Raw genomic sequence first — 22,606 nt, 5'->3', positions numbered from 1 at the left:
GGCTAAGTAGCTCAGCTGGTTAGAGCACATCACTCATAATGATGGGGTCACAGGTTCAAATCCCGTCTTAGCCACCATTTCTTCTTTTAGAAATGGCTCTGCAAGAGTTAAATTGCAGCTCAATGAAGAGTTTAAAATAACTACCTAGTGTTTTATTACACAAAGTAATGCGGGAGTGGCGGAATTGGTAGACGCGCTGGATTTAGGTTCCAGTAACTTCGGTTGTGAGAGTTCAAGTCTCTCTTTCCGCACCATTTCTTGATAAGAAATAAAACTATCAATTATTCTTTGTTGGGATATCGCCAAGCGGTAAGGCACCAGGTTTTGATCCTGGCATTCCCAGGTTCAAATCCTGGTATCCCAGCCAACTTCTTCTACCAAGGAAAGTTGTTTAAAGAATAGCTCAGCTAAGAGCTTAAAATTGCAAACTGTGTTTTATTACACAAACGATGCGGGAGTGGCGGAATTGGTAGACGCGCTGGATTTAGGTTCCAGTAACTTCGGTTGTGAGAGTTCAAGTCTCTCTTTCCGCACCATTTCTTGATAAGAAATAAAATTATCAATTATTCTTTGTTGGGATATCGCCAAGCGGTAAGGCACCAGGTTTTGATCCTGGCATTCCCAGGTTCAAATCCTGGTATCCCAGCCAACTTCTTCTACCAAGGAAAGTTGTTTAAAGAATAGCTCTAGCTTAGAGTTTAAATTAGCAAATTAGTGATGCGGGAGTGGCGGAATTGGTAGACGCGCTGGATTTAGGTTCCAGTATCTTAGGATGTGAGAGTTCAAGTCTCTCCTTCCGCACCATGTTCTTAACTAGAACGAAAACTTGTACAAATTTATAGTTGGGATATCGCCAAGCGGTAAGGCACCAGGTTTTGATCCTGGCATTCCCAGGTTCAAATCCTGGTATCCCAGCCAATTTGTTTATACTTCCTACTTAAATTACTTTTCCTTTTGTATTACTCATAACTACTCATTTTAAATCTATTTATTTTAAACTTCTATATTTTTAATCTATCTATAAAATCTTATTTTAATAACTGTATTTAAACAGCCGTATTTTAGTGGCTATATTTTATTAGCAGCCCCTCTGCTACCGCACTTTTAATCAATAAATAAGCATAAAAAAAAGACCCATAAATGAGCCTTTTCAATAGTTCGCAAATGTTATAGCAATTAGTCTTAATTTAACTCGCCGCTAATAGCGTATTTTAAAACCCAGTTTTTTACCGGTCCGGTATTGTTAGCTATTTTTAAAAATTGGCTACGCGCCCATTTTAATGGCGCAATTTGATTAGAAAACCCAAAGTAGCAGGCATCCATCATACTCATCATTAATAAGTTTGCTTTGCGGCGCGATTTTTCATACTCATTTAATTTTAATGGGCAACCTATGTCATCAGCACTTAATAGCACCTGTGCAAGCGCTACAACGTCTTGAAAGCCTAAATTTACGCCCTGCCCGGCTAATGGGTTAATAGTATGTGCAGCGTCACCTACAAGCACTAGTCGCCCTTGCGAATATTTGTTTGCGTGCTGGCGAGCCAGTGGAAACACCGCGTGCTTTAACACGGTAAAATCACCGACAAGCTCAGGAAACTTTTTAACAATATGTGTTTTAAGTTGCAGCGGGTTTAAACCTTTAAAGCTTTGCAGTGTATTGGCATCGTCATACCAAATTAAATTAGCGTAAGGAGCCTGCATAGGTAAAAAGGCCAAAGGGCCGGTGGGAGTAAATTGCTGCCACGTTTTTACTTGTTGCGGCGCATCAAGTTTTATAAGTACGCCCATGCAGTGCTGCTGATACTGCCAACCGGTTATACCTATGTTGGCTTTAGCGCGTAATTGCGATTGCCCGCCGTCGGCTGCAATAACTAAATCAGCGGTATACGTTTGCTCACCATACACTAGCGTAATTGCATCTGAGGTTTGCTCAATACTCGTAATAGGCGCTGCTTGCTCAATAACTTCAATGTTGTATTGCTCAAATTGCTGCCATAAACTGGCTTGAATTAGGTTATTTTCAATTAAGTGGCCTAAATGCGTGGTGTTTATATCGGCGCAATCAAATAATAAATTATCGCCACCGCGCTCAAATGCTTCTAATTGTTGATACGGTGCTAACCTGCTTTGTTTTAAAAGTGGCATTGCGCCCAATTCGTCTAGCAGCTTTTCTGAAAAACGATTTATTGCCGATACGCGAATATCAACCTGATCACTGCTTAAAACTTGCTGTGGATTTATTAGTTTTTTTTCTATTATGCGCACTGCTTTACCTTGCTGAGCAAGTTTAATTGCCATAGCAGCACCCACCATGCCAGCACCCACAACAATTACTTTATTTTTTGTCATGTTCTCATCTTTTTAATTTCTTAAAACTATTTTAATTGTATCGTAATTAGCTTGTTATGTGCCAAAGGATACGCTCAACTGTGGATAAAACTAAAGCTGCATTGATTTGAAATCACAAACATGAAAACTATACTTGGATTTACGTGTGTATCCAGCTAAAATACGCGTCCTTTAAGTGGGTATAGCGCAGTAATGCATTTCACTTAATCCTGTTTCTAGCACATTTTTGTGCCACTATCGAATTGAACACGAGGCAATATTTCAATGAGCAAAAAGCTGCATATTAAAACCTGGGGTTGTCAGATGAACGAATACGACTCTCAGAAAATGGCTGAACTTTTAGATGCCACCAATGGCTACCAGCTAACTGATGATGCAACAGATGCCGACGTAATTTTACTTAACACCTGTTCAATTCGTGAAAAAGCACAAGAAAAAGTGTTCCACCAGTTAGGTCGTTGGAAGTTGTTAAAAGACGACAAGCCAGACTTAATTATTGGCGTAGGTGGTTGTGTTGCCTCACAAGAAGGTGACTCTATTCGCCAGCGTGCGCCATTTGTAGACGTTATTTTTGGCCCGCAAACGCTGCACCGTTTACCAGAAATGATTAAACAAGTGCAAGGCGATAAAGGCTCATCGGTTGTTGATATTTCATTCCCAGAGATTGAAAAATTTGACCGTTTACCAGAGCCAAAAGCCGATGGCCCATCTGCGTTTGTATCTATTATGGAAGGCTGCTCTAAGTACTGTACTTTTTGTGTTGTACCTTACACTCGCGGCGAAGAAGTTAGCCGCCCAGTAGATGACGTACTATTAGAAATTGCCCAGCTTGCTGAGCAAAACGTACGTGAAGTAAACCTACTTGGCCAAAACGTAAACGCGTACCGCGGCGACACACACGATGGCGAAATTTGTTATTTTTCGGATTTAATTCGTCTTATTGCCGCCATTGATGGTATTGACCGTATTCGTTACACCACATCGCACCCAGTAGAGTTTACCCAAGATATAGTTGACGTATACGCCGATGTACCAGAGCTTGTAGATCATTTACATCTACCAGTACAAAGTGGTTCAGACCGTATTTTAAACCTAATGAAACGCGGCCATACAGCAATTGAATATAAGTCGACAATTCGTAAGTTACGCAAAATTCGTCCTAACTTAAGCATGTCGTCAGATTTTATTATTGGTTTTCCTGGTGAAACCCAAGATGACTTTGAAGCAACCATGAAGCTAATTAGCGACGTTGGTTTTGATATGAGTTTTAGCTTTATTTACAGTGCTCGCCCAGGTACACCAGCGGCCGACTTGCCAGATGATGTAACTGAGCAAGAGAAAAAAGAGCGTTTATACTTACTGCAAAATCGTATTACACAAATGGCGCAACAAATTAGCCGTCAAATGTTCGATACAGAGCAGCGTATACTCGTTGAAGGTCCTTCTAAAAAGAACCCAATGGAATTACGTGGCCGTACCGAAAACAACCGTGTAGTTAACTTTGTTGGCCCACACACAGTGATCGGTCAGTTTGTTGACGTACGTATTACCGAAGCACTACCTAATTCTTTACGTGGTGACTTAATTCGTACAGAATCAGAAATGAACTTACGCCGTGAAATCGCTCCTTCAGCTATTTTAACCAAAGCTGCAAGCCTTGAGCCTAAACCTGACACTATAAACGAAATTGGCGTTGCTACTTTCGTCCCTTAGTGGAAATTTTAGCGCCAGTTAACACTGGCGCCATGCTATAGGAAGTAATTTTGAGTAATCAGTTAAAAACATTAGAGATTTATTTAGAACCTGCCGATAACAAACGCCTTTCTTCTTTATGTGGCCCGTTTGACGAAAACATCAAACAAATTGAACGCCGACTCGGTGTTGAAATTATCCACCGCGATAACTTTTTTAAAGTCACAGGCAAAACTTACAGTAGCGCCAGCGCTGTAGAAATTTTAAAAAACCTTTATATTGATACTCAACCTGTGCGCGGCGAAATTGGCGAAATAGAACCCGACAACGTGCACTTAGCCATTACCGAATCAAACGCCCTTGAACAAGACACCACAACCAGCACTTACACCAAAGAAATGGTGATTAAAACGCGCCGTGGTGTTATAAAGCCGCGTAACGAAAACCAAGGTATATACGTTTCTAATATTTTGCATCACGATATTACCTTTGGCATTGGCCCTGCTGGTACAGGCAAAACGTACTTAGCAGTGGCAACTGCAGTTGATGCCCTAGAGCGCCAAGAAATTCGCCGTATATTGCTTACCCGCCCAGCGGTAGAAGCCGGTGAAAAGCTCGGTTTTTTACCTGGCGATTTAAGCCAAAAGGTCGACCCATACTTGCGCCCGCTTTACGATGCGCTATTTGAAATGCTTGGCTTTGAAAAAGTAGAAAAACTAATCGAAAAAAACGTTATTGAAATTGCCCCACTTGCTTATATGCGTGGGCGTACGCTTAATGATGCCTTTATTATTTTAGATGAAAGCCAAAATACCACCGCAGAGCAAATGAAAATGTTTTTAACCCGTATTGGGTTTAACTCAAAAGCGGTTATTACTGGCGACATAACACAAGTAGATTTACCACGTGGTGTGCGCTCAGGCTTACGCCATGCAATGGAAGTACTCGATGGCGTAGACGAAATAAGCTTTAACCACTTTAAAGCCCAAGACATAGTTCGCCACCCAGTGGTTGCGCGTATTGTTGAAGCCTACGAGCGCAACGATGAAAGCGAGCGACTTATGCGCCTAGAAAAGCAAAAAGCCCGAGAGCAACTTGCCGCTCAACAACCGCCTGCTACTAAAGAGTAATACCGTGAACACTGAACTTGATTTACAAATAGCCTGTGAGTTTGACAACTTACCAAGCGAGGCACAATTTGCGCTTTGGGCCGACAAAGCCCTTAGCCAATACCGCGACGAATCTGAACTCACTATTGTAATTAGTGACGAAGCGCAGTCGCAACAACTTAACAACGACTACCGTGGTAAAAACAAGCCTACCAATGTACTGTCGTTTGAGTTTGAAGCACCACCGGGAATAGATATTCCTTTAGTAGGTGATTTAGTTATTTGCCCAGCAATTGTATTGGCTGAAGCAATTGAGCAAGAAAAGTCATTTCATGACCACTTTGCTCATATGGTTATTCATGGATGCTTGCATTTGCTTGGATTTGACCATATAAAGAGTGAAGATGCTTTTGAGATGGAAAGTATAGAAAAGCAATTACTTGCTGAGCTAAACATAGCAGACCCATATCGGGACGAAATTTAAATAAACGGAGTAATTAGATATAATGAGCGACGGTAACTCGCATTCTAGCCAGGGTTCTTCTGGAAAAAGCTGGCTGGGCCGAATAGCCCAAAAGTTTCAAGGGGAACCCCAGAACAGAGAAGAGCTGGTTGAAGTAATTGCCGATGCGCAAGAGCGGGATGTAATCGATCCAGAAACCAAAGAGATGATTGAAGGTGTGCTTGGCGTGTCTAAGCTTAAAGTGCGAGACATTATGGTGCCGCGCTCACAAATGATCACCCTTGAGATCGACAGCCCGCTTGAAGAGCTCATACCTATGATGGTTCACTCTACGCACTCACGCTTTCCGGTGGTGTGTGAAGATAAAGACCATGTAGAAGGGATTTTACTCGCTAAAGATTTATTACCCCTAATCTTAAACAAGGACGACTTACTGCCCTCACTGCGCGATTATTTACGCCCAGCAATGGTAGTACCCGAAAGTAAACGTGTCGATACCCTGCTTAACGAATTTCGTCAGCAACGCTACCATATGGCTATTGTTATTGATGAATACGGCGGTGTGTCGGGCTTAGTCACTATTGAAGATATTCTTGAAATAATCGTGGGCGAAATAGAAGACGAACACGACGAAGAAGAAGAGCAACAAGATATACGCCAACTTGCTAAGCATGTTTACGTAGTACAAGCGCTAACCCCTGTTGATGACTTTAACGAGCATTTTAAAACAGGTTACAGCACAGATGACGCCGATACTATTGGTGGCACTGTATTACATGCCTTTGGCCACATGCCAAGCCGTGGCGAAACCATTGATATAGAAGGTTACCAATTTAAAGTAACCAACTCTGACAATCGTCGCATCTTGCAACTGCAAGTCACCGTTCCTAAGGTTGATGATAACTACAGTGAAGATTCTGCTAACTAAGTTCACCTTATTAGCAAAAGATAAAAAAGCATGGCTCGCATTAATTGCGGGCCTTGTTTTAACTTTTGCCTATGCCCCCTTTGAAATTTGGCCCATTGCGTTTTTTAGCCTTGCTGCCATCATTTTTTGTATTAATCCAAAAAACACCGGTAAAAAACACGCAAAAACAGCCGCTAAATATGGCTTTATATTTGGTTTAGGTTGGTTTGGTGCTGGTATTAGCTGGGTACATGTATCTATAGCCACTTTTGGCGGCATGCCATTAATCGCTTCTTTAGCGCTTATGGCCTTATTGTGTTCATACTTAGCGTTATTTCCTGCACTTGCCTTTTGGGCAACAACTCGCTTTGCCAGCGGCCCTAAAAGTTATGGCGCATTATTAATTGTCAGTTTTGCCATAAGCGAATACTTACGCGCACACTTACTAACAGGCTTTCCGTGGTTAAGTTTTGGTTATACGCAAACCGACAGCCCACTTAGACTGCTTGCCCCTTATATTGGCGAATTTGGTTTAACCTTAGTATGTATTGCCATTGGTTTTGCATTATATCGCCTAAGCCAAAAAGATTTTAAAACATTGGCCATAACCAGCAGTGCTTTAGCACTACTTTTTGCCGGTGCATACACCACAGGCACAGCACAGTACTCAGGCAAAAGCATGTCGACATTACTTGTACAAGGTAATATAAAACAAAGTCTGCGCTTTGATCCCAGCCAGTTCTGGACCACCATGAGTAAATACCAAGACCTAACCCGCACGCATTGGGACGCCGACTTAATAGTATGGCCCGAAGCCGCAGTACCCGAAATAGAAGCGCTTGCTGACTCATATCTAGCAGGCTTAGACAGTGCCGCTTCATTTAATAAAACCGCGCTAATTACCGGTGTTGTTGACTACCAACTCGATACTAAAACTATTTTTAATACCCTCATAGTAGTAGGTAATAAAAATAAAGAAGATGAACACGGCCACTACCGCTACCTAGATAAAAACCGCTATCAAAAACACCAATTACTCCCTATTGGCGAATTTGTACCATTTGAAGATTTACTGCGCCCTATCGCACCGTTATTTGATTTACCTATGTCGTCGTTCACTCGTGGCGACAAAGTACAAAATAACCTACGTGCTAACGGCTTTAATATACTGCCCGCGATATGCTACGAAATAGTATTTGCCGACCTAGTGCGTGGTAATTATCAGCACAGCTCAGATTTACTCTTTACCGTAAGTAACGATGCCTGGTTTGGCGACTCAATTGGCCCTCACCAGCATATGCAAATAGCCCGCATGCGCGCTCTAGAGCTACAGCGGCCACTAATACGTGTTACTAACAACGGCGTAAGCGGCGTATACGACCCAATAAGCCACACGCAACAAAGCATGCCACAGTTTGAAGCCACCACCATGAAAGCCGACGTTAAGTTAACACAAGGCGACAGCGTGTACAGCCAATACGGCAATATGTTTGTATGGGGGTTTGTGTTGTTGATGGGAGTTGTTGGGTTTGGGGTTAGGTTTCATAAAAATAAATAGTCAGTTTAAGCAAGAGGCTAAACGCCTCTGCATACTAGCCTTCTATTATCTCTGATAGTATTTAATTTTTGCGCATAAAATAGAGTTTATTATAAATAACTAGCTTCCCCCCCTACAAACCGGCTTCAGCATAAACCTTTACAAGAGCTGAATGAGGCATAAATTTCTTTTTTTTAGAAATGCTATATGTTACTTTCACACCAATGTCGTCAATTTTGAAGGCATTGGTGTGAATATCATGGAATAAAGGAAGATAGATATGAATAAATTATTACTATTATCGCTTGCTATAGCTTTATCTGGCTGTGCTGCACAGAAGAATTGGGGAGCAGCTGGAGGAAGTAAAGCGGATGGTACGGTTAAACTTGCGTATACATATGGTATGTTTGAACGTCCAGAAGTAGATAGCGCACAAGCACTTCAAATAGCAACAAAGCGTTGTCAATCTTGGGGATATACTGCGGCTATACCATTTGAATTTATTAATACAAGTTGTCAACAAATGACATCATCTGGGTGTTCAGTAAATATGGTTCAACAAGAATACCAGTGTGAGTAGATACTAATTATTTAATGGGGTGTATTAATTACTCCCCATTCTTGTCTATAGCCCTCAAGTCAACATTGAATTTAAAGCTTAACTTTCTTCGCTCTAATCTGATTTTTTATATAAATTAATCTTTCACTGCATCTACAACGGTTTCAACGTTCACAGGTTGATTCAAGTTACCTTTAATAACCACCGTCGCTGATATTTTATCTTGAATTGCTTGTCTGTTTGGATCCCAATATATCTGCAAAAACCCTAACAGCCCGGTGGCAAACCCTGCACCGTAGCCGCCGTAGCGACCAAAGCAATCTAATAAACCTAATGGCTCACCACTTAGGGCAACTACGCGGATATTACAAACCTTTTTACCCGGTGTTTGGCCGCGCCAAAGTAGCGAGAACAACGTAAAGTAAACTGCAGCCCAGCCAAAACCTAAGCCTAAGTCTTGAATAATGCCTTTGCTCCACTGCAAAATACTATTTGTGGTTGTTTGTGCAGGTTTTTCTTCTATTAACTGCGCAGGCTTTATTTCGTTATTTTCACTGAGTACTAATAGTTGTAAAAGTACGGTAGCAAGTTGTGGGTTTTGTAGGTCATCCATTTCTGCTAATTTGGGAACTTGCCCTATTAAATTATCAAGCGCGTTTTGTTGGCAAGGTTGCTCACAGCTGTCATCGGGTGTTTGCGCTAAATAAGTATTTACGTGTTGTTTTTCTGTGGCGGTAAGCTGAATTTCATCTTGTATTTTTACGCCCTGAACAGCTAAAGCTTGATCAGCGTTATCGTCTTCTAGGTAATCTATGCCAATTGAAAGCACAGTAAGTGCGCTTACAAATAAAATACTTGCTGCCGTTATTTTTAAGATTCTTCGCCACACATTCGACATTTTTGGAAGGTATTGCTGTGCCGTACCTTTATAAAAAGCCATTGCAGCAACAAATGCTATTAAAGCCGCGCTGAGTTTGGCTGCTAAAAATATCAGTGCAACATCAATAATAATCGCTAGTGCACGCCGAATTGGCGTAGCTAAAGGCAAGCCCAGTAAAGCACTGTCAATTTTAAAGGCGTAGGGGGTAACAACTTCTCGGGTTTCAGAGTTTGATAATTCTAATTGTTCTATCTCTTTGGCTTTCATTTATTTTCTTGTTATTAAAATAGGTAACCCGGTTAACTTACGCGTTTTTTATTTTTTGCTCAAGATAAAGCTAATAGAATCAGTGCACAAAAAAGGGCTGCATAAAATGCAGCCCTTCATGTTTTTACTCAATGTTTATTACTTACTAGCAATTATACCGTTGGATAATCGGTATAGCCTTGCTCTGCACCACCAAACAAAGTGTCGGGGTTGTGGCTGTTAAGAGGCTTGCCTTGCTTTAAGCGTGCTGGTAAGTCTGGGTTTGATACAAACGGGCGACCAAAGCCAATCATGTCGGCCCAGCCTTGGCTAAGTGCTTTGTCTGCACGTTCTTTGGTGTACTTGCCTGCGTAAATTAATACACCGTTGTAGGCTTTACGAATGGCGTGTTTAAACCCAACACTCATTAAAGGTGCATCATCCCAATCTGCTTCAGCTATATGCATGTAACCTACGCTGGCTTTATTTAATGCCTCAGAAACCGCTAAATAAGTTTCCTCAGGATTTTCGTCTACTGTGCCATTAAGGGTTGTTAACGGGGCTAGTCTTACGCCTACCTTGCTGCTACCAATTTCGTCGCTAACAGCATTTACGACTTCAATTAAAAAGCGTATACGGTTTTGCACGCTGCCACCATATTCATCGGTGCGAGCATTTGATTCCGAGTCTAAAAATTGGTTAATAAGGTAACCATTAGCAGCATGAAGCTCTATGCCATCAAATCCTGCATTAACTGCATTTTTAGCAGCTTGGCGAAATTCGCCTATGACATGCGTAATATCTTGTTTGCTCATTTCGCGTGGGAGTTGGGTGTCTACAAACCCCGGTGCGCCGTTTGTATCTACAAATACTTTTACGTCTTTTGCAGCAATGGCCGAGGCTGAAATAGGCTGCACGCCACCGGTGTTGTCACTATGAGTTACACGGCCAACATGCCAAAGCTGAGCAAACATCACGCCACCAGCGCTATGTACTGCGTTGGTTACTTTACTCCAACCTACAATTTGCTCATTTGAATAAATACCCGGAGTCCAAGCGTAACCTTTACCAAGTTCACTAATTTGTGTGCCTTCGCTTACAATTAGCCCAGCACTTGCGCGCTGTGCGTAATATGTTGCCATTAAGTCGTTAGCTATATCGCCAGGCTGTGTTGAACGCGAGCGAGTCATTGGGGGCATAACAATACGGTTTTTTAATGTTTTACCTGCAAGTTCTATTGGTTCAAAAAGTAATGTCATAATGCCTCCTAAGTTTGATTGCGCTCATAATAACGTAACCAAGCACATGCAAAAACAACAAAAACTGCAAAATAGTTTTGTTGTATCTGCAATAAAGCTACAAAGTAAAACACATTAACTTTAGGTGAACTAAATGTATTTTATTGACTCTTAACAGCACTATTAAGTTGAGGGTTTGATGTGAATAAAGGGAATGCATGGCCGTGGGTTATCTCGTTTTGTATACACGCTATTGTGTTGTACTTTTTGTTTTCGCAATCTATTAAAGTTGCGCCGCCAAAGGAAAAGGAACGCGCAATAATACAGGCCTATGTTACGGTTAATTTAGCTAGCCTACCTAGGCCAAGCTCAGTTGTTACAACAACCAATGCGCCCGATATAAAACCTGTAAATACTAAAACTGATGCACCAAATACAGCGACCTCTAACACTACACCTATAAAAAAAGATTCTACAAAAGCCAAAGTAAAAGAGACTAAAAAAATAAAAGCCAAAACCACCACGTTACAAAAGGCACAAACTGAGCTTAAAAAAGACCCTGTAAAACCTCTTGAACCCCAGTCAGCTGCGCCTTCAGAGCCTCCAAAAAGAGCTTCTCAAACATTTAAAAAGCTAAATCCATATGCGCCGCTATTTGGCTCACCTGTAAATAATATGACTCATAAAAAAATGGTCTCCTTTGGTGAAGACAATGGCTCTGCAAGTGATGAGATAAACAATAAGCCGACTATTAAAACGCCAGTAAAATCTGACAACTCAGAAGTTATTAGCCAAAATACAACAGGCACACGACGATTAGAAAAATTTAACGGTAAATGCTATTTAATTGATACTTCAACCGTATTTGGTAGTAATGGCATGCCTCAAGGTAGCGGTAAACCCTGCCCTGAGGATAAAACTGATAAAGAAATTATGTTTGAAAAAATCATGAAAAAATGGAGCAGTAAAAATAATTAGCTTTAAATAAGTGAACAAATAATATGTTTATCCGTATAGATAAGCTTAAAGTATTTAGGAGTAAGCCATGATCACCAAACAGCTATCATCACTTTTTGTATTTAATTTATTAGTTGTAAGTGCACAAGTGAATGCAAACCAGCGCTGGTACGTTGTTAACGACTCAGTAATGGGTGGGGTATCAAATAGCCAAGTAAACCAAACTGCTAAAAGTTTAATATTTGAAGGGAAGATATCGCTTGAAAACAACGGTGGTTTTGCATCAATACGTACAGAGCTAAATACACAAAGCCAAAATACTAAAGCTATAGCGCTGCGTGTTAAAGGCGATGGACAAACCTATCAGCTTAGGCTCAGAACTACCAATTACCTTGATGGCGCAGCGTACACCCACTCATTTAAAACAGTAAAAAATGAATGGGTAGATATAAACTTTGCTCCGAGTGATTTTACTTTAACGTATCGCGGTCGCGTGCTTGAGCAACAGGTCATTATTGATCTTGACGATATAAAACAGCTAGGCTTTATGATTGCAGGCAAACAAAAAGGTAAGTTTAAACTTGAAGTGGGTAAAATTGAGTTTAAAAGCTAGCCCACCAGCATGTTGGTGGCGCTAAATAGTATAGTCGTCGCCTCGTCTTTTCATTTCGCTTATAACCAGCTCAATCATTTGTTGTTTTATTGCTGCTTGCTCTGATTTTAACTCCCCTAATTGCAGCTCTAGTATATCTATTTGCTCTTGTTGTTGTGAGCTTTTATATTTTTTAGACCCTAAATGCTCAACATCAATGGCTAAACTAGCATCACTTATATTTGGCTCATTTGCGGTGCTATTTATGGTTAAGCTGCGTTGCATTGGACTTTGTTTGAGTTTGTTAATTTGCTCTTGCAATGCAATAACCCGTCCTGAAAAGTGTTTATACACTTTTTCTAGATTTTTATATTGATTACTAAACGTTGCGTCATCTTCACTGTACTTTTGTGCTTTAGTGTCTAAGAACTTTGATAAAACATATTTTGGCTCTTCTTCTTTCTCGCCTTCAGCAAGTTGCTTACCTGGCTGTGTTAAAGGCTGAGTATTAAGGCTGTATGTATGGTGTACAGTGGAAGCTGGTGAAATCTTCATTATTTTACCCCTAAAATAGCTTTGTCACTATTATAGGTATCGACCTAAGATTAAACATCTTGAGTAACCTTTAACGACTGGCTAAAAGCAAAAAGCCCCACTTTATAAAAGTAGGGCTTAAGTACTTTATTATTTTAAATAAAGTTACGACTCAATAGCCAATAACTCAACTTCAAATATAAGCAGTGATGCCGGTGGAATGCTACCCACCCGCTTTTCACCGTAGGCCAATTGATGCGGTACATAAAGTAGGTACTTATCGCCGGGGCTCATAAGTTGCAGACCTTCGGTCCACCCTTTAATAACTTGATGTAAACCAAAGCTAATAGGGGCTTTACGCTCTACTGAGCTGTCAAATACTGTGCCGTCTATTAACGTACCGTGGTAGTGCACATTAACCATGCTTTTGGGGTTAGGCTTGTCATCGCTTTGCCCTTGGTGCAATACTTTGTACTGCAAGCCTGAAGCGGTCTCTTGTACGCCATCTACTTTTGCATTAGCCGCCAAAAAATCAGCTTCTATTTGCGCGTTAATACCCACTTGTTGTTTGGCTTTTTTACTGTTTTTAAATATTAAAAAGCAAAATATGGCGATAATTACCGCTAATATTATATTAAGCATAGTTAATTTTTTTCCTCTTCTGGTTCTGCGTCTTTTTCATCTTCGCTATCGCCGTTTACAATGTCTGCAATATCTTTAAGTCGTGCTAAGGCTAGGCCGTTTACTGAGTTTTCTGGGTAGTGCCCGTCGACTAAGTCGCCAGCTTCTAAATCCATCAGTAAGTTAAGTGCCTGATCTACCGTCTCTACTGCGTAAATATTAAATTTACCAAGTTCAACTGCATTAAGTATTTCCTCATCTAACACTAAGTTAACTTGGTTAGATTTAGGAATGATCACGCCCTCTTCGCCAGTTAAACCCCGCATTTTACACAGTTTAAAAAAGCCCTCTATTTTTTCGTTTACGCCACCAATAGCTTGTACATCGCCATGTTGGTTAATTGAGCCAGTAAGCGCAATTGATTGACTCAGTGGTAAACTAGTAATAGCCGAAATTAATGCACATAACTCGGCAAGTGACGCGCTATCGCCGTCTATGTAGCCATAACTTTGTTCAATTGCAATATTTGCACTGAGCGTTAAGCTAAAGTGCTGCGCGTATTTATTGCCTAAATAACCGGTAAGTAGCATTACCCCTTTAGAGTGAATTGCTTTACCTAGCTCGGCTTCGCGCTCTACATCTAAAACGCCATCGGCACCGGCATAAACTGTTGCCGTAATACGCGCAGGTGTACCAAATGAGGTATCGCCAATATGCAGTACTGTTAAACCATTTACCTTGCCTATGGCTTGGCCTTGCGTGGCAATAAGGGTGTGCCCTTCTTTAATATCGCTGAGCATGTTTTCGCTAATTTGCCCAGTACGATACTGTTTACCTTCAATGGCTTCGTCAATATGATGAGCGTCTATAACCGTTAGTTTGTCTTGCTTGGCATAATAGCTTGCTTCGGCTACTAGCTCTAACACATCGGCAAAACGGGCAGAGAGTTTATTATGATGCTCTGCTTGGCGGTAACTAAATTTGAGCAAGCGCACCATTGCGGCTTCTGTAGTGGTGCATTTTAAAACTTGCTCGCAATAATCAGTTACTTTGGTAATAAATTGGTACTGTAGTTTATCGCTACTTGGTAAGTAGTAGTCAAAGTCGGCTAGTATTCTAAACAACTCAGCAAATTCTTCGTCGTACTCACCTATGGTGTAGTACAGCTCGCGCGAGCCTAATAATATTATTTTTACATCTAGCGGAATTAACTGCGGGCGCAAGGTAAAACTGCTGCCTACTACGCTATCTTGATACGGTAAGTCATTTTTAATTTGATGGGTTTTAAGCGACAGTTTTAAACCATCCCACACTTGTGGGTTAGCCATTACTTTTTCGGCGTCCATCATTAAATATCCACCGTTAGCGCGATGCAATGCGCCGGCCTGAATTGAGCGATAGCTAGTTATAAGCGAGCCTTGTGAGGTCGCGTACTCAACCTTGCCAAATATGTTGCCAAACGTTGGGTTAGGTTCGTAAACCACAGGAGCGGCGTCGCCTTCTTTAAACTCAACTAAAATATTGGGCGCAAAAAAGTCAGTAAGCATGCCTTTGCGATCAAAGTCTTCTTTGTTTTCTTCGCTTTCGCCTTCATCGTCTAACCACTCAAGCACAGCGTCAATAATTTCTACGCGAATGTCTTTTAAATAACGCAGCACACCAATATGGCTGGCATATTTATGCTCTAAGTCTTTTAATAAGGGCTTAGTTGCTTGCTCGGCAGTCGACTTTTTAAGGTTACGTAGCTTTTCGGTAGATTCACGTTTCCAGCGCGGCAGCTCAATAAGTGCTTCTATTAATGTGTCTTCGAGTTTTTCAATTCTTTCAAAAAAGGTTTCACGTAGCTCATCTTCAAGGTGCGAAAATTCATTATCGCTTAGCTGCTTGCCACCTATTAATGGAGCAAAACCTACTACGCCTTTTTCTTCAATAAGCGCCACACTTTGTTCAAGCGCCGCAATTTCTACCGCGGTAATAGCACCGTCATAGGCGTCGTTAAATTCACGGTCTATGGATTTCTTTTTGCGCTGGTACGCAGGGTTGTCAAATGCGGCAGGAAAGGTGTCGAGCACTTCGTCAATAAAAGCATCAATGTCATCGGCAAGCTTTTTACTTTGCCCAGCTTGCATAAACAGCGCGATAGGCTCGCGGTGGTCGTCGTAATTATTTACATACAACCACTCATTAGGCGTTACCCTGCCTTTGGCATGCTCTTTTAGTTTGTCTTTTACTAGGGTAAAACGCCCATGTGCAGCTTCGCCCATTACGTATACGTTATAGCCAGGTAAATCCATACCGAGTGAAAAGTCTAATGCACTTTGCGCCCGTTGTTGGCCTATAAAAGTAAAATGCTCTGGGTATGGGTTGCTCATGCAAGTATGCACGTGGCTAGTAGAAATGCTCGGCGCAAGCTTTGATACAGGTAGTGGCAGTAATTTTTTCGTCATTCTAACTTCTTTGTTTACCAGCGTATTCACTGGCTTTTGGCGTATTAAGTGGCCTGCAGCCACTTAATACTTACATTTAGGGTTGCAAAGCCTTACGGCTAAAATAGATTCCATCACACTCTAAACAAGGTGTTATTTGCGTAGCATGATAAACATCGTAACTATGGTTACAATTCTTACATACTAATGTGCCCATGGCTATCCATTCGCCTACGTGATATATACCATTGTGCTTAAAATCTTGGCTAAGTGAGTGCCACTCTAGCTGTGTTTTGTCTTCTATGTGTGAAAGCTCATACCATAATGATTCTTTAAGCTCTTGCCATGCAAGCGAATTATAGTGAGTTTCGTGCTCTTGCAAGTGTTCTAAATCGCGCATTAGGTAGTTACGATAAAGTTGATACTTTTCTTCTCCTAAATTTTTAAGTGCCTGCTCAGATTCAACAAATCGTTTTACCGCCTCTTTTAATTCATGATCTTTTACATCTTTTAACCAAAGCGTTAAATCGTTTAGCCATGTTTTGTAGTCAGTCATTTTCTTACTCCTGCAAATTTAGGGCATATTTAGATTTGTAGGTTGAACCTATTAGGGCTGTTAAATCAACCTTTAACCTATGCTTTTCAGTAACTAGCTTATAAAAGTATAGGTTAACCTGCACTGAAAGTTATAATTTAATAAAAGCGTGTTTATGGCGCTATAAATAGCGGTTTATTTGGGTTATCCTAGAGCTAATTTTTTATTAGTCGTAAGAAGTCTGGAACCGTAGATGCAAGAGCAATATAACCCTCAAAAAATAGAGTCAAAAATCCAACGTTACTGGGAAGAAAACAAAGTATTTAAAGTTACGGAAGATGAGAGCAAAGAAAAGTATTACTGCCTTTCTATGTTCCCCTACCCAAGTGGTCGACTCCATATGGGTCACGTGCGTAACTACACTATTGGTGACGTTGTATCTCGCTTTCAGCGCTTAAAAGGCAAAAACGTAATGCAACCTATGGGTTGGGATGCGTTTGGTTTACCTGCAGAAAACGCGGCTATTAAAAACAAAACAGCCCCTGCAAAATGGACCTACGAAAATATTGACTACATGCGTACCCAACTTAAGCAATTAGGTTTTGGTTATGACTGGGATCGCGAAATTGCCACCTGTCATCCAGAATACTATAAATGGGAACAATGGTTTTTCACTAAGTTGTACGAAAAAGGCTTAGTGTACAAAAAAATGTCGACGGTTAACTGGGATCCGGTAGATCAAACTGTATTAGCTAACGAGCAAGTTATTGACGGTCGTGGTTGGCGTTCGGGCGCTGTGGTTGAGCAAAAAGAAATTCCACAGTGGTTTATTAAAATTACCGACTACGCACAAGAACTACTTGACGATTTAGACAAGTTAGAAGATTGGCCTGAGCAAGTTAAAACCATGCAGCGCAACTGGATTGGTCGCTCTGAAGGCTGTGATATTGAATTTAAACGCACTGATAACAACGGAACATTTAGCGTTTATACCACGCGTCCAGATACCTTTATGGGTGTGACTTATGTAGCGGTTGCTGCAGGCCACCCAATTGCTAAAGAAGCGGCTAAAAACAGCGATTCTGTGGCACTGTTTGTTGAAGAATGTAAAAACAACAAAGTAAGTGAAGCCGACATGGCAACCATGGAGAAAAAAGGCATAGCAACGGGCTTTTTTGCTACTCACCCACTTACTGGTGAGCAAGTACCAATTTGGATAGCTAACTTTGTATTAATGCATTACGGCTCAGGCGCGGTAATGGCAGTGCCTGCACACGACCAACGTGACTTTGAATTTGCAACAGCCTACGGCCTTGGTATTAAACAAGTGATTGCGCCAGTTACGGGCTCGGACCTTGAAGTAAACCTAAACAAAGAAGCCTTTACCGATAAAGGTGTATTGGTTAATTCGGGTGAGTTTGACGGCCTTGATTTTGACGCGGCATTTAATGCCATTGCCGATAAGTTAGAAGCCTTAGGTGTGGGCGAGCGCAAAGTAAACTTCCGCCTGCGTGATTGGGGTGTAAGCCGCCAACGCTATTGGGGTTCACCAATTCCAATGCTGAGCGACGAAGACGGTAACGAACTTGCAGCAACCGACGACATGCTACCAGTACGCTTACCAGAGGACGTAGTTATGAATGGCGTTACATCGCCAATCAAAGCTGATCCTAACTGGGCTAAAACCACTATGAATGGCGCTCCAGCGTTTCATGAAACCGATACCTTTGACACCTTTATGGAATCGTCTTGGTATTACGCTCGTTACTGTAGCCCACGTCATGACGAAGGCATGCTAGACCCAGCTGCTGCTAACTATTGGTTACCAGTAAACCAATACATAGGTGGTATTGAACACGCTATTTTACATTTATTGTACTCGCGTTTTTTCCATAAATTATTACGCGACTTTGGTTTAGTTGATTCAGACGAGCCGTTTGACCGCTTACTTTGTCAAGGTATGGTATTAGCCGAAACGTTTTATCGTAAAGATGAAAAAGGGGCTGATATTTGGATTTCGCCAAGCGACGTAAATACCGAAACAGACGATAAAGGGCGCGTAACCAAAGCATGGCATAAAGTTGATGGTAACCCGGTGTTTTCATCTGGCATGAGCAAAATGTCAAAGTCGAAAAATAACGGTATTGACCCACAGCATGTTATTGCACAATACGGCGCCGACACTGTACGTTTATTTATGATGTTTACTGCACCACCAGAGCAAACGCTAGAATGGTCTGACGCGGGTGTTGAAGGTGCACATCGTTTCTTAAAACGTGTATGGAAATACGCGGTTGATGTTAAAACAGTTGGTTTTCAACCACTCAATAAAACAGCATTAAATAACGAGCAAAAAGTACTGCGTCGCGATTTACACAAAGCAATTGCTAAAGTGAGTGATGATGTTGAACGTCGTCAAACCTTTAACACTGCTATTGCGGCAATTATGGAGCTATCTAATAAATTATTAAAAGCACCGTTAAATAGTAAGCAAGATGTAGCGATAGCTAACGAAGCGCTTGAAGCAATGCTTATTATGCTTGCGCCCATTACACCGCATTTGTCGCACCAGTTATGGCAAGAGCTAGGTAAAGAAGGCGATATAGTTAACGCTTCATGGCCAGAGGTTGATCAGTCGGCTTTGGTTGAAGATGAAAAGTTAATTATTATTCAAGTTAACGGAAAACTACGCGCTAAACTAACCGTTGCAGCCGATGCCACAAAAGAGCAAGTAGAAGCACTTGCTTTTGAACAGGCAAGCGTAACTAAATACACTGACGGTGTTACCGTTCGTAAAGTTATTTACGTACCGGGTAAACTGCTTAATGTGGTAGCTAATTAATATGGCCGCTTTTAACGCCATTAAAAACGGACTAGCCTTAGTGCTAGTCTGTTTTTTATTAACTAGCTGCGGCTTTCATTTAAAAAAAGCCTCTAGCTTGCCAGACGATCTAAAACAAATAACCCTCATTGGCGACGATGAAAAGTCAGCGTTATTTAGCGCCTTAAAAAGTGAGCTTATTGCCAGTGACGTTAAACTAGTTGCGGCTAGTAAAAAGTCGGCACAGCTTTATTTATTTAAAGATCAGCTTGAGCGTCAAACCTTGTCGTTGTTTCAAAATGGCCAAGTAGCAGAATACGAACTTACTTACAGTGTTGCGTTTGTGATAAATCGTCCTAATGCTGAGCCTATAGAAAAGCGCTTTGAGTTGTATCGTAATTATCAAGACGATCCTGACAATGCATTAGCCAAAGCAAAAGAGCTTGCACTAATAATTAGCGAAATACGCCAACAAGCTAGTCGTCGTATTCTTAGAGAGTTGTCGCAACTATAATGCGCTGTTACGCTAATCAATTACCGAGTGAACTAAAAAAAGGCTTAAAACCCTTTTACTTAGTGTTTGGTGAAGAGCCTTTTCAAGAAGCGCAATGTGTACAACAAATTCGCGCAATTGCTAAAGAGCAAGGCTTTGATGAAGTAATTAAGTTTACTTTAATGCAAGGTTTTGATTGGCAAGAAATTATAGCTCAATATCAAAGTATGTCGCTGTTTAGCGCCCGCACTATTATTGAGCTTGATTTAAACCAGCAAAAGCCAGGACTTATTGGTAGCAATACATTTAAAAAAATTATTGAGCTAATAAACCCCGATACCATTTTAATTATTAAAGGCGCTAAAGCCAGCCAAGACGTACAACGCAGTGCTTGGTTTAAAGCGCTTGATAAACACGGTTTATTTGTACCTTGCTACCCGCTTACCGGTACGCATGTAAAGCGCTGGTTAGATGAGCAATGCCAGCGTTTATCACTTAATATGCAAAATGAGGCAAAGCTGAGTTTAATTAGCGCCACTGAAGGTAATTTACTAGCGTGCTTTCAAGAGCTTGAAAAACTCTCATTACTACACGCCAATACGCTCATTACACAACAATTAGTAATGCAAGGGCTGTTAAATCAAGCCAAGTTTGATATTTTTGATTTAAGCGACGCACTGTTAAACGGCCAAGCTAAACAAGCAATAAAAGTGCTGAATAAACTGGCCAGCGATAACACCGAAGTGGTGAGTATTTTATGGGCTATAACCAAAGAGCTTAACACCTTAATTGATGTGCAAATTGGTTTACTTAATGGCGAGCCTATTGCTAATTTATTTAAGCAAAAAGCAATATGGAAAAACCAGCAAGCGCCAGTACAAAGCGCTATAAACAGGTTAAATATTCACACCCTTGAGCAAATTAGCTCTGAGCTTGCAATATTCGACGCCAGCTACAAACAAGGTAACTTAATTGCGCCCTATCAAGCACTCGCGCATATTTGTATTAAGTTTTGCCAACCGCTGAATATTTCGCTGCCATGTCATCCTGTTAATTAAAATGCAGAGTTTAACATGATCGCAATTTTTGGTGGCACTTTCGACCCCGTTCATTTGGGGCACATTAATATGGCAAAGCAATGCGTAAATACTCTTAACTTAAGTACGTTGTATTTTATGCCTTGCGCACTGCCAGCTCATAAAATGGCTCCTGGCATTAGCACCCAGCACCGAGTAGCTATGCTCAATGCTGCAATTGCGCCTTACCCTTTTTTTCAACTCGATTTAAGAGAGTTGCACCGCACTGGGCCCTCTTATTCTTTATTGAGTTTACAAGAATTAAGAGCACAGCATCCAAACACACCAATTGTGTTTTTAATTGGCATGGACTCGTTTAACAACCTCGACAAATGGTATCAGTGGCAAGCAATCACGCAGCTTTGTCATATTGTGGTGTATCAACGCCCAGGGCAGCAATGTGCTGTTAGTGGCGAGCTACAGCATTATATGCAACAAGCGCAGGTTAATAATGCAAAAACCCTTTCACATACGGTTGCCGGTAAACTTTATTTTTTACCCGGTGAAATGCTCGATGCAGCATCAAGTAATATTCGCCAACAACTTAAAAATACTAATAAAAAGAATGAACTATTACCCGATGCGGTGAGTCTGTATATAGAGCGCCATGCGCTTTACCAAAATGATGATAATACTAATTAACCTTGACAAGTGAATACTCTGCAAGAGTCATTGGTATAAAACCCCTAGCATGTTAAAATGCACGCTATTAAATTTAAAATTGAGACAAAACCTTGGATTCGAAACAACTACTCGCTTTTGCAATAGATAAAATTGAAGATATGAAAGCACGCGATGTGATTCATATTGACGTAACAGCAACATCAGACATTACAGACTATATGGTTGTATGCTCTGGCACATCTAAACGTCATGTTCTGTCAATTGCTGATAATTTAGCAAAAGAGGCTCGCCACGCAGGTGAAGAACCTTTAGGTTATGAAGGCCAAAGCGACGGTGAATGGGCATTGGTTGATTTAGGTGATGTGGTTGTACACGTGATGCAAAACGAAGCACGTAGCTATTACGATCTAGAAAAACTGTGGGGCTAGTAATAAACACCCACTTATTTTAGACAGGCTTGGAAGTAACACGTGAAAATACAAATGATTGCCGTTGGTACAAAAATGCCAGCTTGGGTAGAAACCGGATTTACAGAGTATCAACGTCGTTTTGCTAAAGATATGGCGCTTGAACTGATTGAAATTCCAGCCGGAAAACGTGGTAAAAATGCAGATATAAAACGCATTTTACATATTGAAGGTGAAAAAACCTTAGCAGCTATTCCTAAAGGCAACCGTATTGTTACTCTAGAAGTAACAGGTAAACCACTTGATACACACGAACTTGCTAAAAACATGGAAAAATGGCAACTCGATGGCCGCGATGTAAGTTTACTTATTGGCGGTCCTGAAGGACTTGCACCAGAGTGTATTGCTGCCTCTGAGCAAAAATGGTCGTTATCTAACTTAACTTTACCGCATCCTTTGGTGCGTATTATTGTTGCAGAAAGCCTATACAGAGGCTGGAGCTTAAATAACAACCATCCTTATCATCGCGAGTAATCC

At 41.1% G+C, this 22,606-nt stretch carries 21 protein-coding genes and 7 tRNA genes; 21 read left to right on the top strand and 7 right to left on the bottom strand.

What is annotated here, in order from left to right; translation table 11 throughout:
• The 7 genes from AAEZ22_RS06380 (at position 1) to AAEZ22_RS06350 (ending at position 918) form a co-directional block, all read left to right on the top strand.
• Positions 1 to 77 (top strand) — tRNA-Met (locus AAEZ22_RS06380).
• Between the two features lie 92 nt (positions 78 to 169).
• A tRNA-Leu gene (locus AAEZ22_RS06375) sits at positions 170 to 254 on the top strand.
• A 38-nt stretch (positions 255 to 292) separates the two neighbouring features.
• Positions 293 to 367, top strand: a tRNA-Gln gene (locus AAEZ22_RS06370).
• An 84-nt stretch (positions 368 to 451) separates the two neighbouring features.
• A tRNA-Leu gene (locus AAEZ22_RS06365) sits at positions 452 to 536 on the top strand.
• 38 nt (positions 537 to 574) lie between these two features.
• Positions 575 to 649 (top strand) — tRNA-Gln (locus AAEZ22_RS06360).
• A gap of 70 nt (positions 650 to 719) precedes the next feature.
• A tRNA-Leu gene (locus AAEZ22_RS06355) sits at positions 720 to 804 on the top strand.
• 39 nt (positions 805 to 843) lie between these two features.
• Positions 844 to 918, top strand: a tRNA-Gln gene (locus AAEZ22_RS06350).
• 264 nt (positions 919 to 1,182) lie between these two features.
• Here AAEZ22_RS06350 and AAEZ22_RS06345 read toward each other — a convergent pair.
• A complete protein-coding gene (locus tag AAEZ22_RS06345; RefSeq protein ID WP_208834949.1) occupies positions 1,183 to 2,352 on the bottom strand; it encodes an FAD-dependent monooxygenase in 1,170 nt (389 codons plus the stop codon).
• A 264-nt stretch (positions 2,353 to 2,616) separates the two neighbouring features.
• On the opposite strand from AAEZ22_RS06345, the gene miaB reads away from it, so the two are divergent.
• From miaB to yecR, 6 genes are all read left to right on the top strand, one after another.
• A complete protein-coding gene (miaB, locus tag AAEZ22_RS06340) occupies positions 2,617 to 4,065 on the top strand; it encodes a tRNA (N6-isopentenyl adenosine(37)-C2)-methylthiotransferase MiaB (RefSeq protein ID WP_086994706.1) in 1,449 nt (482 codons plus the stop codon).
• Positions 4,066 to 4,115: 50 nt separating this feature from the next.
• Entirely contained in the window at positions 4,116 to 5,174 is a 1,059-nt protein-coding gene (locus AAEZ22_RS06335; protein ID WP_182676832.1) for a PhoH family protein, read from the top strand.
• Positions 5,175 to 5,178: 4 nt separating this feature from the next.
• The gene (gene ybeY, locus AAEZ22_RS06330) at positions 5,179 to 5,637 is read left to right on the top strand and encodes an rRNA maturation RNase YbeY (protein WP_011327733.1); all 459 of its coding nucleotides are present in this window, start codon (positions 5,179 to 5,181) and stop codon (positions 5,635 to 5,637) included.
• Between the two features lie 22 nt (positions 5,638 to 5,659).
• On the top strand, positions 5,660 to 6,544 hold the full coding sequence (gene corC, locus AAEZ22_RS06325) for a CNNM family magnesium/cobalt transport protein CorC (RefSeq protein WP_011327732.1): 885 nt from the start codon (positions 5,660 to 5,662) through the stop codon (positions 6,542 to 6,544).
• Positions 6,525 to 8,081: an apolipoprotein N-acyltransferase gene (gene lnt / locus AAEZ22_RS06320; protein ID WP_352296618.1), complete on the top strand. Its 1,557-nt coding sequence runs from the start codon at positions 6,525 to 6,527 to the stop codon at positions 8,079 to 8,081. Before corC ends, lnt begins: the two co-directional genes overlap by 20 nt.
• Before the next feature lie 259 nt (positions 8,082 to 8,340).
• Positions 8,341 to 8,640: a YecR family lipoprotein gene (gene yecR, locus AAEZ22_RS06315; protein ID WP_352296615.1), complete on the top strand. Its 300-nt coding sequence runs from the start codon at positions 8,341 to 8,343 to the stop codon at positions 8,638 to 8,640.
• A gap of 115 nt (positions 8,641 to 8,755) precedes the next feature.
• Here yecR and AAEZ22_RS06310 read toward each other — a convergent pair whose 3' ends face one another.
• Together AAEZ22_RS06310 and AAEZ22_RS06305 are read right to left on the bottom strand one after the other, a co-directional pair.
• Positions 8,756 to 9,766 (bottom strand): RDD family protein, encoded by a 1,011-nt coding sequence (locus tag AAEZ22_RS06310; RefSeq protein ID WP_352296612.1) that lies wholly within the window; start codon positions 9,764 to 9,766, stop codon positions 8,756 to 8,758.
• Positions 9,767 to 9,918: 152 nt separating this feature from the next.
• On the bottom strand, positions 9,919 to 11,004 hold the full coding sequence (locus AAEZ22_RS06305) for an alkene reductase (RefSeq protein ID WP_352296609.1): 1,086 nt from the start codon (positions 11,002 to 11,004) through the stop codon (positions 9,919 to 9,921).
• Between the two features lie 180 nt (positions 11,005 to 11,184).
• Between AAEZ22_RS06305 and AAEZ22_RS06300 the strand changes: the two genes are divergently transcribed.
• On the top strand, positions 11,185 to 11,961 hold the full coding sequence (locus AAEZ22_RS06300; RefSeq protein ID WP_352296606.1) for a hypothetical protein: 777 nt from the start codon (positions 11,185 to 11,187) through the stop codon (positions 11,959 to 11,961).
• A gap of 67 nt (positions 11,962 to 12,028) precedes the next feature.
• Entirely contained in the window at positions 12,029 to 12,553 is a 525-nt protein-coding gene (locus tag AAEZ22_RS06295) for a CIA30 family protein (protein WP_352296603.1), read from the top strand.
• A 21-nt stretch (positions 12,554 to 12,574) separates the two neighbouring features.
• On the opposite strand, the gene AAEZ22_RS06290 is transcribed toward AAEZ22_RS06295, so the two are convergent.
• The 4 genes from AAEZ22_RS06290 to AAEZ22_RS06275 form a co-directional block, all read right to left on the bottom strand.
• A complete protein-coding gene (locus tag AAEZ22_RS06290; RefSeq protein ID WP_352296600.1) occupies positions 12,575 to 13,087 on the bottom strand; it encodes a hypothetical protein in 513 nt (170 codons plus the stop codon).
• 144 nt (positions 13,088 to 13,231) lie between these two features.
• On the bottom strand, positions 13,232 to 13,708 hold the full coding sequence (bamJ, locus tag AAEZ22_RS06285) for a BamJ family beta-barrel-assembly machinery protein (RefSeq protein WP_011327723.1): 477 nt from the start codon (positions 13,706 to 13,708) through the stop codon (positions 13,232 to 13,234).
• Between the two features lie 2 nt (positions 13,709 to 13,710).
• Positions 13,711 to 16,134 carry a Lon protease family protein gene (locus AAEZ22_RS06280; RefSeq protein WP_352296597.1) on the bottom strand — a complete coding sequence of 808 codons (2,424 nt, stop codon included), beginning with the start codon at positions 16,132 to 16,134 and terminating at the stop codon, positions 13,711 to 13,713.
• 76 nt (positions 16,135 to 16,210) lie between these two features.
• Complete coding sequence (locus AAEZ22_RS06275; protein WP_352296594.1) at positions 16,211 to 16,669, bottom strand: zinc ribbon-containing protein; 459 nt, start codon at positions 16,667 to 16,669, stop codon at positions 16,211 to 16,213.
• Between the two features lie 232 nt (positions 16,670 to 16,901).
• On the opposite strand from AAEZ22_RS06275, the gene leuS reads away from it, so the two are divergent.
• The 6 genes from leuS to rlmH all read left to right on the top strand — a co-directional run bounded on the left by leuS (position 16,902) and on the right by rlmH (position 22,603).
• On the top strand, positions 16,902 to 19,490 hold the full coding sequence (gene leuS / locus AAEZ22_RS06270) for a leucine--tRNA ligase (protein ID WP_352296592.1): 2,589 nt from the start codon (positions 16,902 to 16,904) through the stop codon (positions 19,488 to 19,490).
• A 1-nt stretch (position 19,491) separates the two neighbouring features.
• Positions 19,492 to 19,983 carry an LPS-assembly lipoprotein LptE gene (locus AAEZ22_RS06265; protein ID WP_352296589.1) on the top strand — a complete coding sequence of 164 codons (492 nt, stop codon included), beginning with the start codon at positions 19,492 to 19,494 and terminating at the stop codon, positions 19,981 to 19,983.
• Positions 19,983 to 21,020: a DNA polymerase III subunit delta gene (gene holA, locus AAEZ22_RS06260; protein ID WP_086998369.1), complete on the top strand. Its 1,038-nt coding sequence runs from the start codon at positions 19,983 to 19,985 to the stop codon at positions 21,018 to 21,020. Before AAEZ22_RS06265 ends, holA begins: the two co-directional genes overlap by 1 nt.
• 15 nt (positions 21,021 to 21,035) lie before the next feature.
• Positions 21,036 to 21,680: a nicotinate-nucleotide adenylyltransferase gene (nadD, locus tag AAEZ22_RS06255; protein ID WP_352296586.1), complete on the top strand. Its 645-nt coding sequence runs from the start codon at positions 21,036 to 21,038 to the stop codon at positions 21,678 to 21,680.
• A gap of 92 nt (positions 21,681 to 21,772) precedes the next feature.
• Positions 21,773 to 22,090, top strand: coding sequence for a ribosome silencing factor (rsfS, locus tag AAEZ22_RS06250; protein ID WP_011327716.1), 318 nt, complete (start codon positions 21,773 to 21,775; stop codon positions 22,088 to 22,090).
• 42 nt (positions 22,091 to 22,132) lie between these two features.
• On the top strand, positions 22,133 to 22,603 hold the full coding sequence (gene rlmH / locus AAEZ22_RS06245) for a 23S rRNA (pseudouridine(1915)-N(3))-methyltransferase RlmH (protein WP_058372938.1): 471 nt from the start codon (positions 22,133 to 22,135) through the stop codon (positions 22,601 to 22,603).
• The last annotated feature ends 3 nt before the right edge of the window (positions 22,604 to 22,606 follow it).

This window comes from Pseudoalteromonas sp. 20-MNA-CIBAN-0454 (assembly GCF_040308685.1).
Taxonomy (GTDB): domain Bacteria; phylum Pseudomonadota; class Gammaproteobacteria; order Enterobacterales; family Alteromonadaceae; genus Pseudoalteromonas; species Pseudoalteromonas nigrifaciens.
The sequence above is the reverse complement of the archived record's forward strand: the minus strand, read 5'-3'. Positions and strand labels throughout refer to the sequence as shown.

Bases quoted from the DNA above. Each gene is read 5' to 3' on its own strand.
- AAEZ22_RS06265 (WP_352296589.1), top strand. From the start codon at position 19,492: ATGGCCGCTTTTAACGCCATTAAAAACGGACTAGCCTTAGTGCTAGTC.
- AAEZ22_RS06305 (WP_352296609.1), bottom strand. From the start codon at position 11,004: ATGACATTACTTTTTGAACCAATAGAACTTGCAGGTAAAACATTAAAA.
- yecR (WP_352296615.1), top strand. From the start codon at position 8,341: ATGAATAAATTATTACTATTATCGCTTGCTATAGCTTTATCTGGCTGT.
- holA (WP_086998369.1), top strand. From the start codon at position 19,983: ATGCGCTGTTACGCTAATCAATTACCGAGTGAACTAAAAAAAGGCTTA.
- AAEZ22_RS06290 (WP_352296600.1), bottom strand. From the start codon at position 13,087: ATGAAGATTTCACCAGCTTCCACTGTACACCATACATACAGCCTTAAT.
- bamJ (WP_011327723.1), bottom strand. From the start codon at position 13,708: ATGCTTAATATAATATTAGCGGTAATTATCGCCATATTTTGCTTTTTA.
- nadD (WP_352296586.1), top strand. From the start codon at position 21,036: ATGATCGCAATTTTTGGTGGCACTTTCGACCCCGTTCATTTGGGGCAC.
- leuS (WP_352296592.1), top strand. From the start codon at position 16,902: ATGCAAGAGCAATATAACCCTCAAAAAATAGAGTCAAAAATCCAACGT.
- AAEZ22_RS06295 (WP_352296603.1), top strand. From the start codon at position 12,029: ATGATCACCAAACAGCTATCATCACTTTTTGTATTTAATTTATTAGTT.
- AAEZ22_RS06275 (WP_352296594.1), bottom strand. From the start codon at position 16,669: ATGACTGACTACAAAACATGGCTAAACGATTTAACGCTTTGGTTAAAA.
- AAEZ22_RS06345 (WP_208834949.1), bottom strand. From the start codon at position 2,352: ATGACAAAAAATAAAGTAATTGTTGTGGGTGCTGGCATGGTGGGTGCT.
- AAEZ22_RS06280 (WP_352296597.1), bottom strand. From the start codon at position 16,134: ATGACGAAAAAATTACTGCCACTACCTGTATCAAAGCTTGCGCCGAGC.
- AAEZ22_RS06310 (WP_352296612.1), bottom strand. From the start codon at position 9,766: ATGAAAGCCAAAGAGATAGAACAATTAGAATTATCAAACTCTGAAACC.
- miaB (WP_086994706.1), top strand. From the start codon at position 2,617: ATGAGCAAAAAGCTGCATATTAAAACCTGGGGTTGTCAGATGAACGAA.
- corC (WP_011327732.1), top strand. From the start codon at position 5,660: ATGAGCGACGGTAACTCGCATTCTAGCCAGGGTTCTTCTGGAAAAAGC.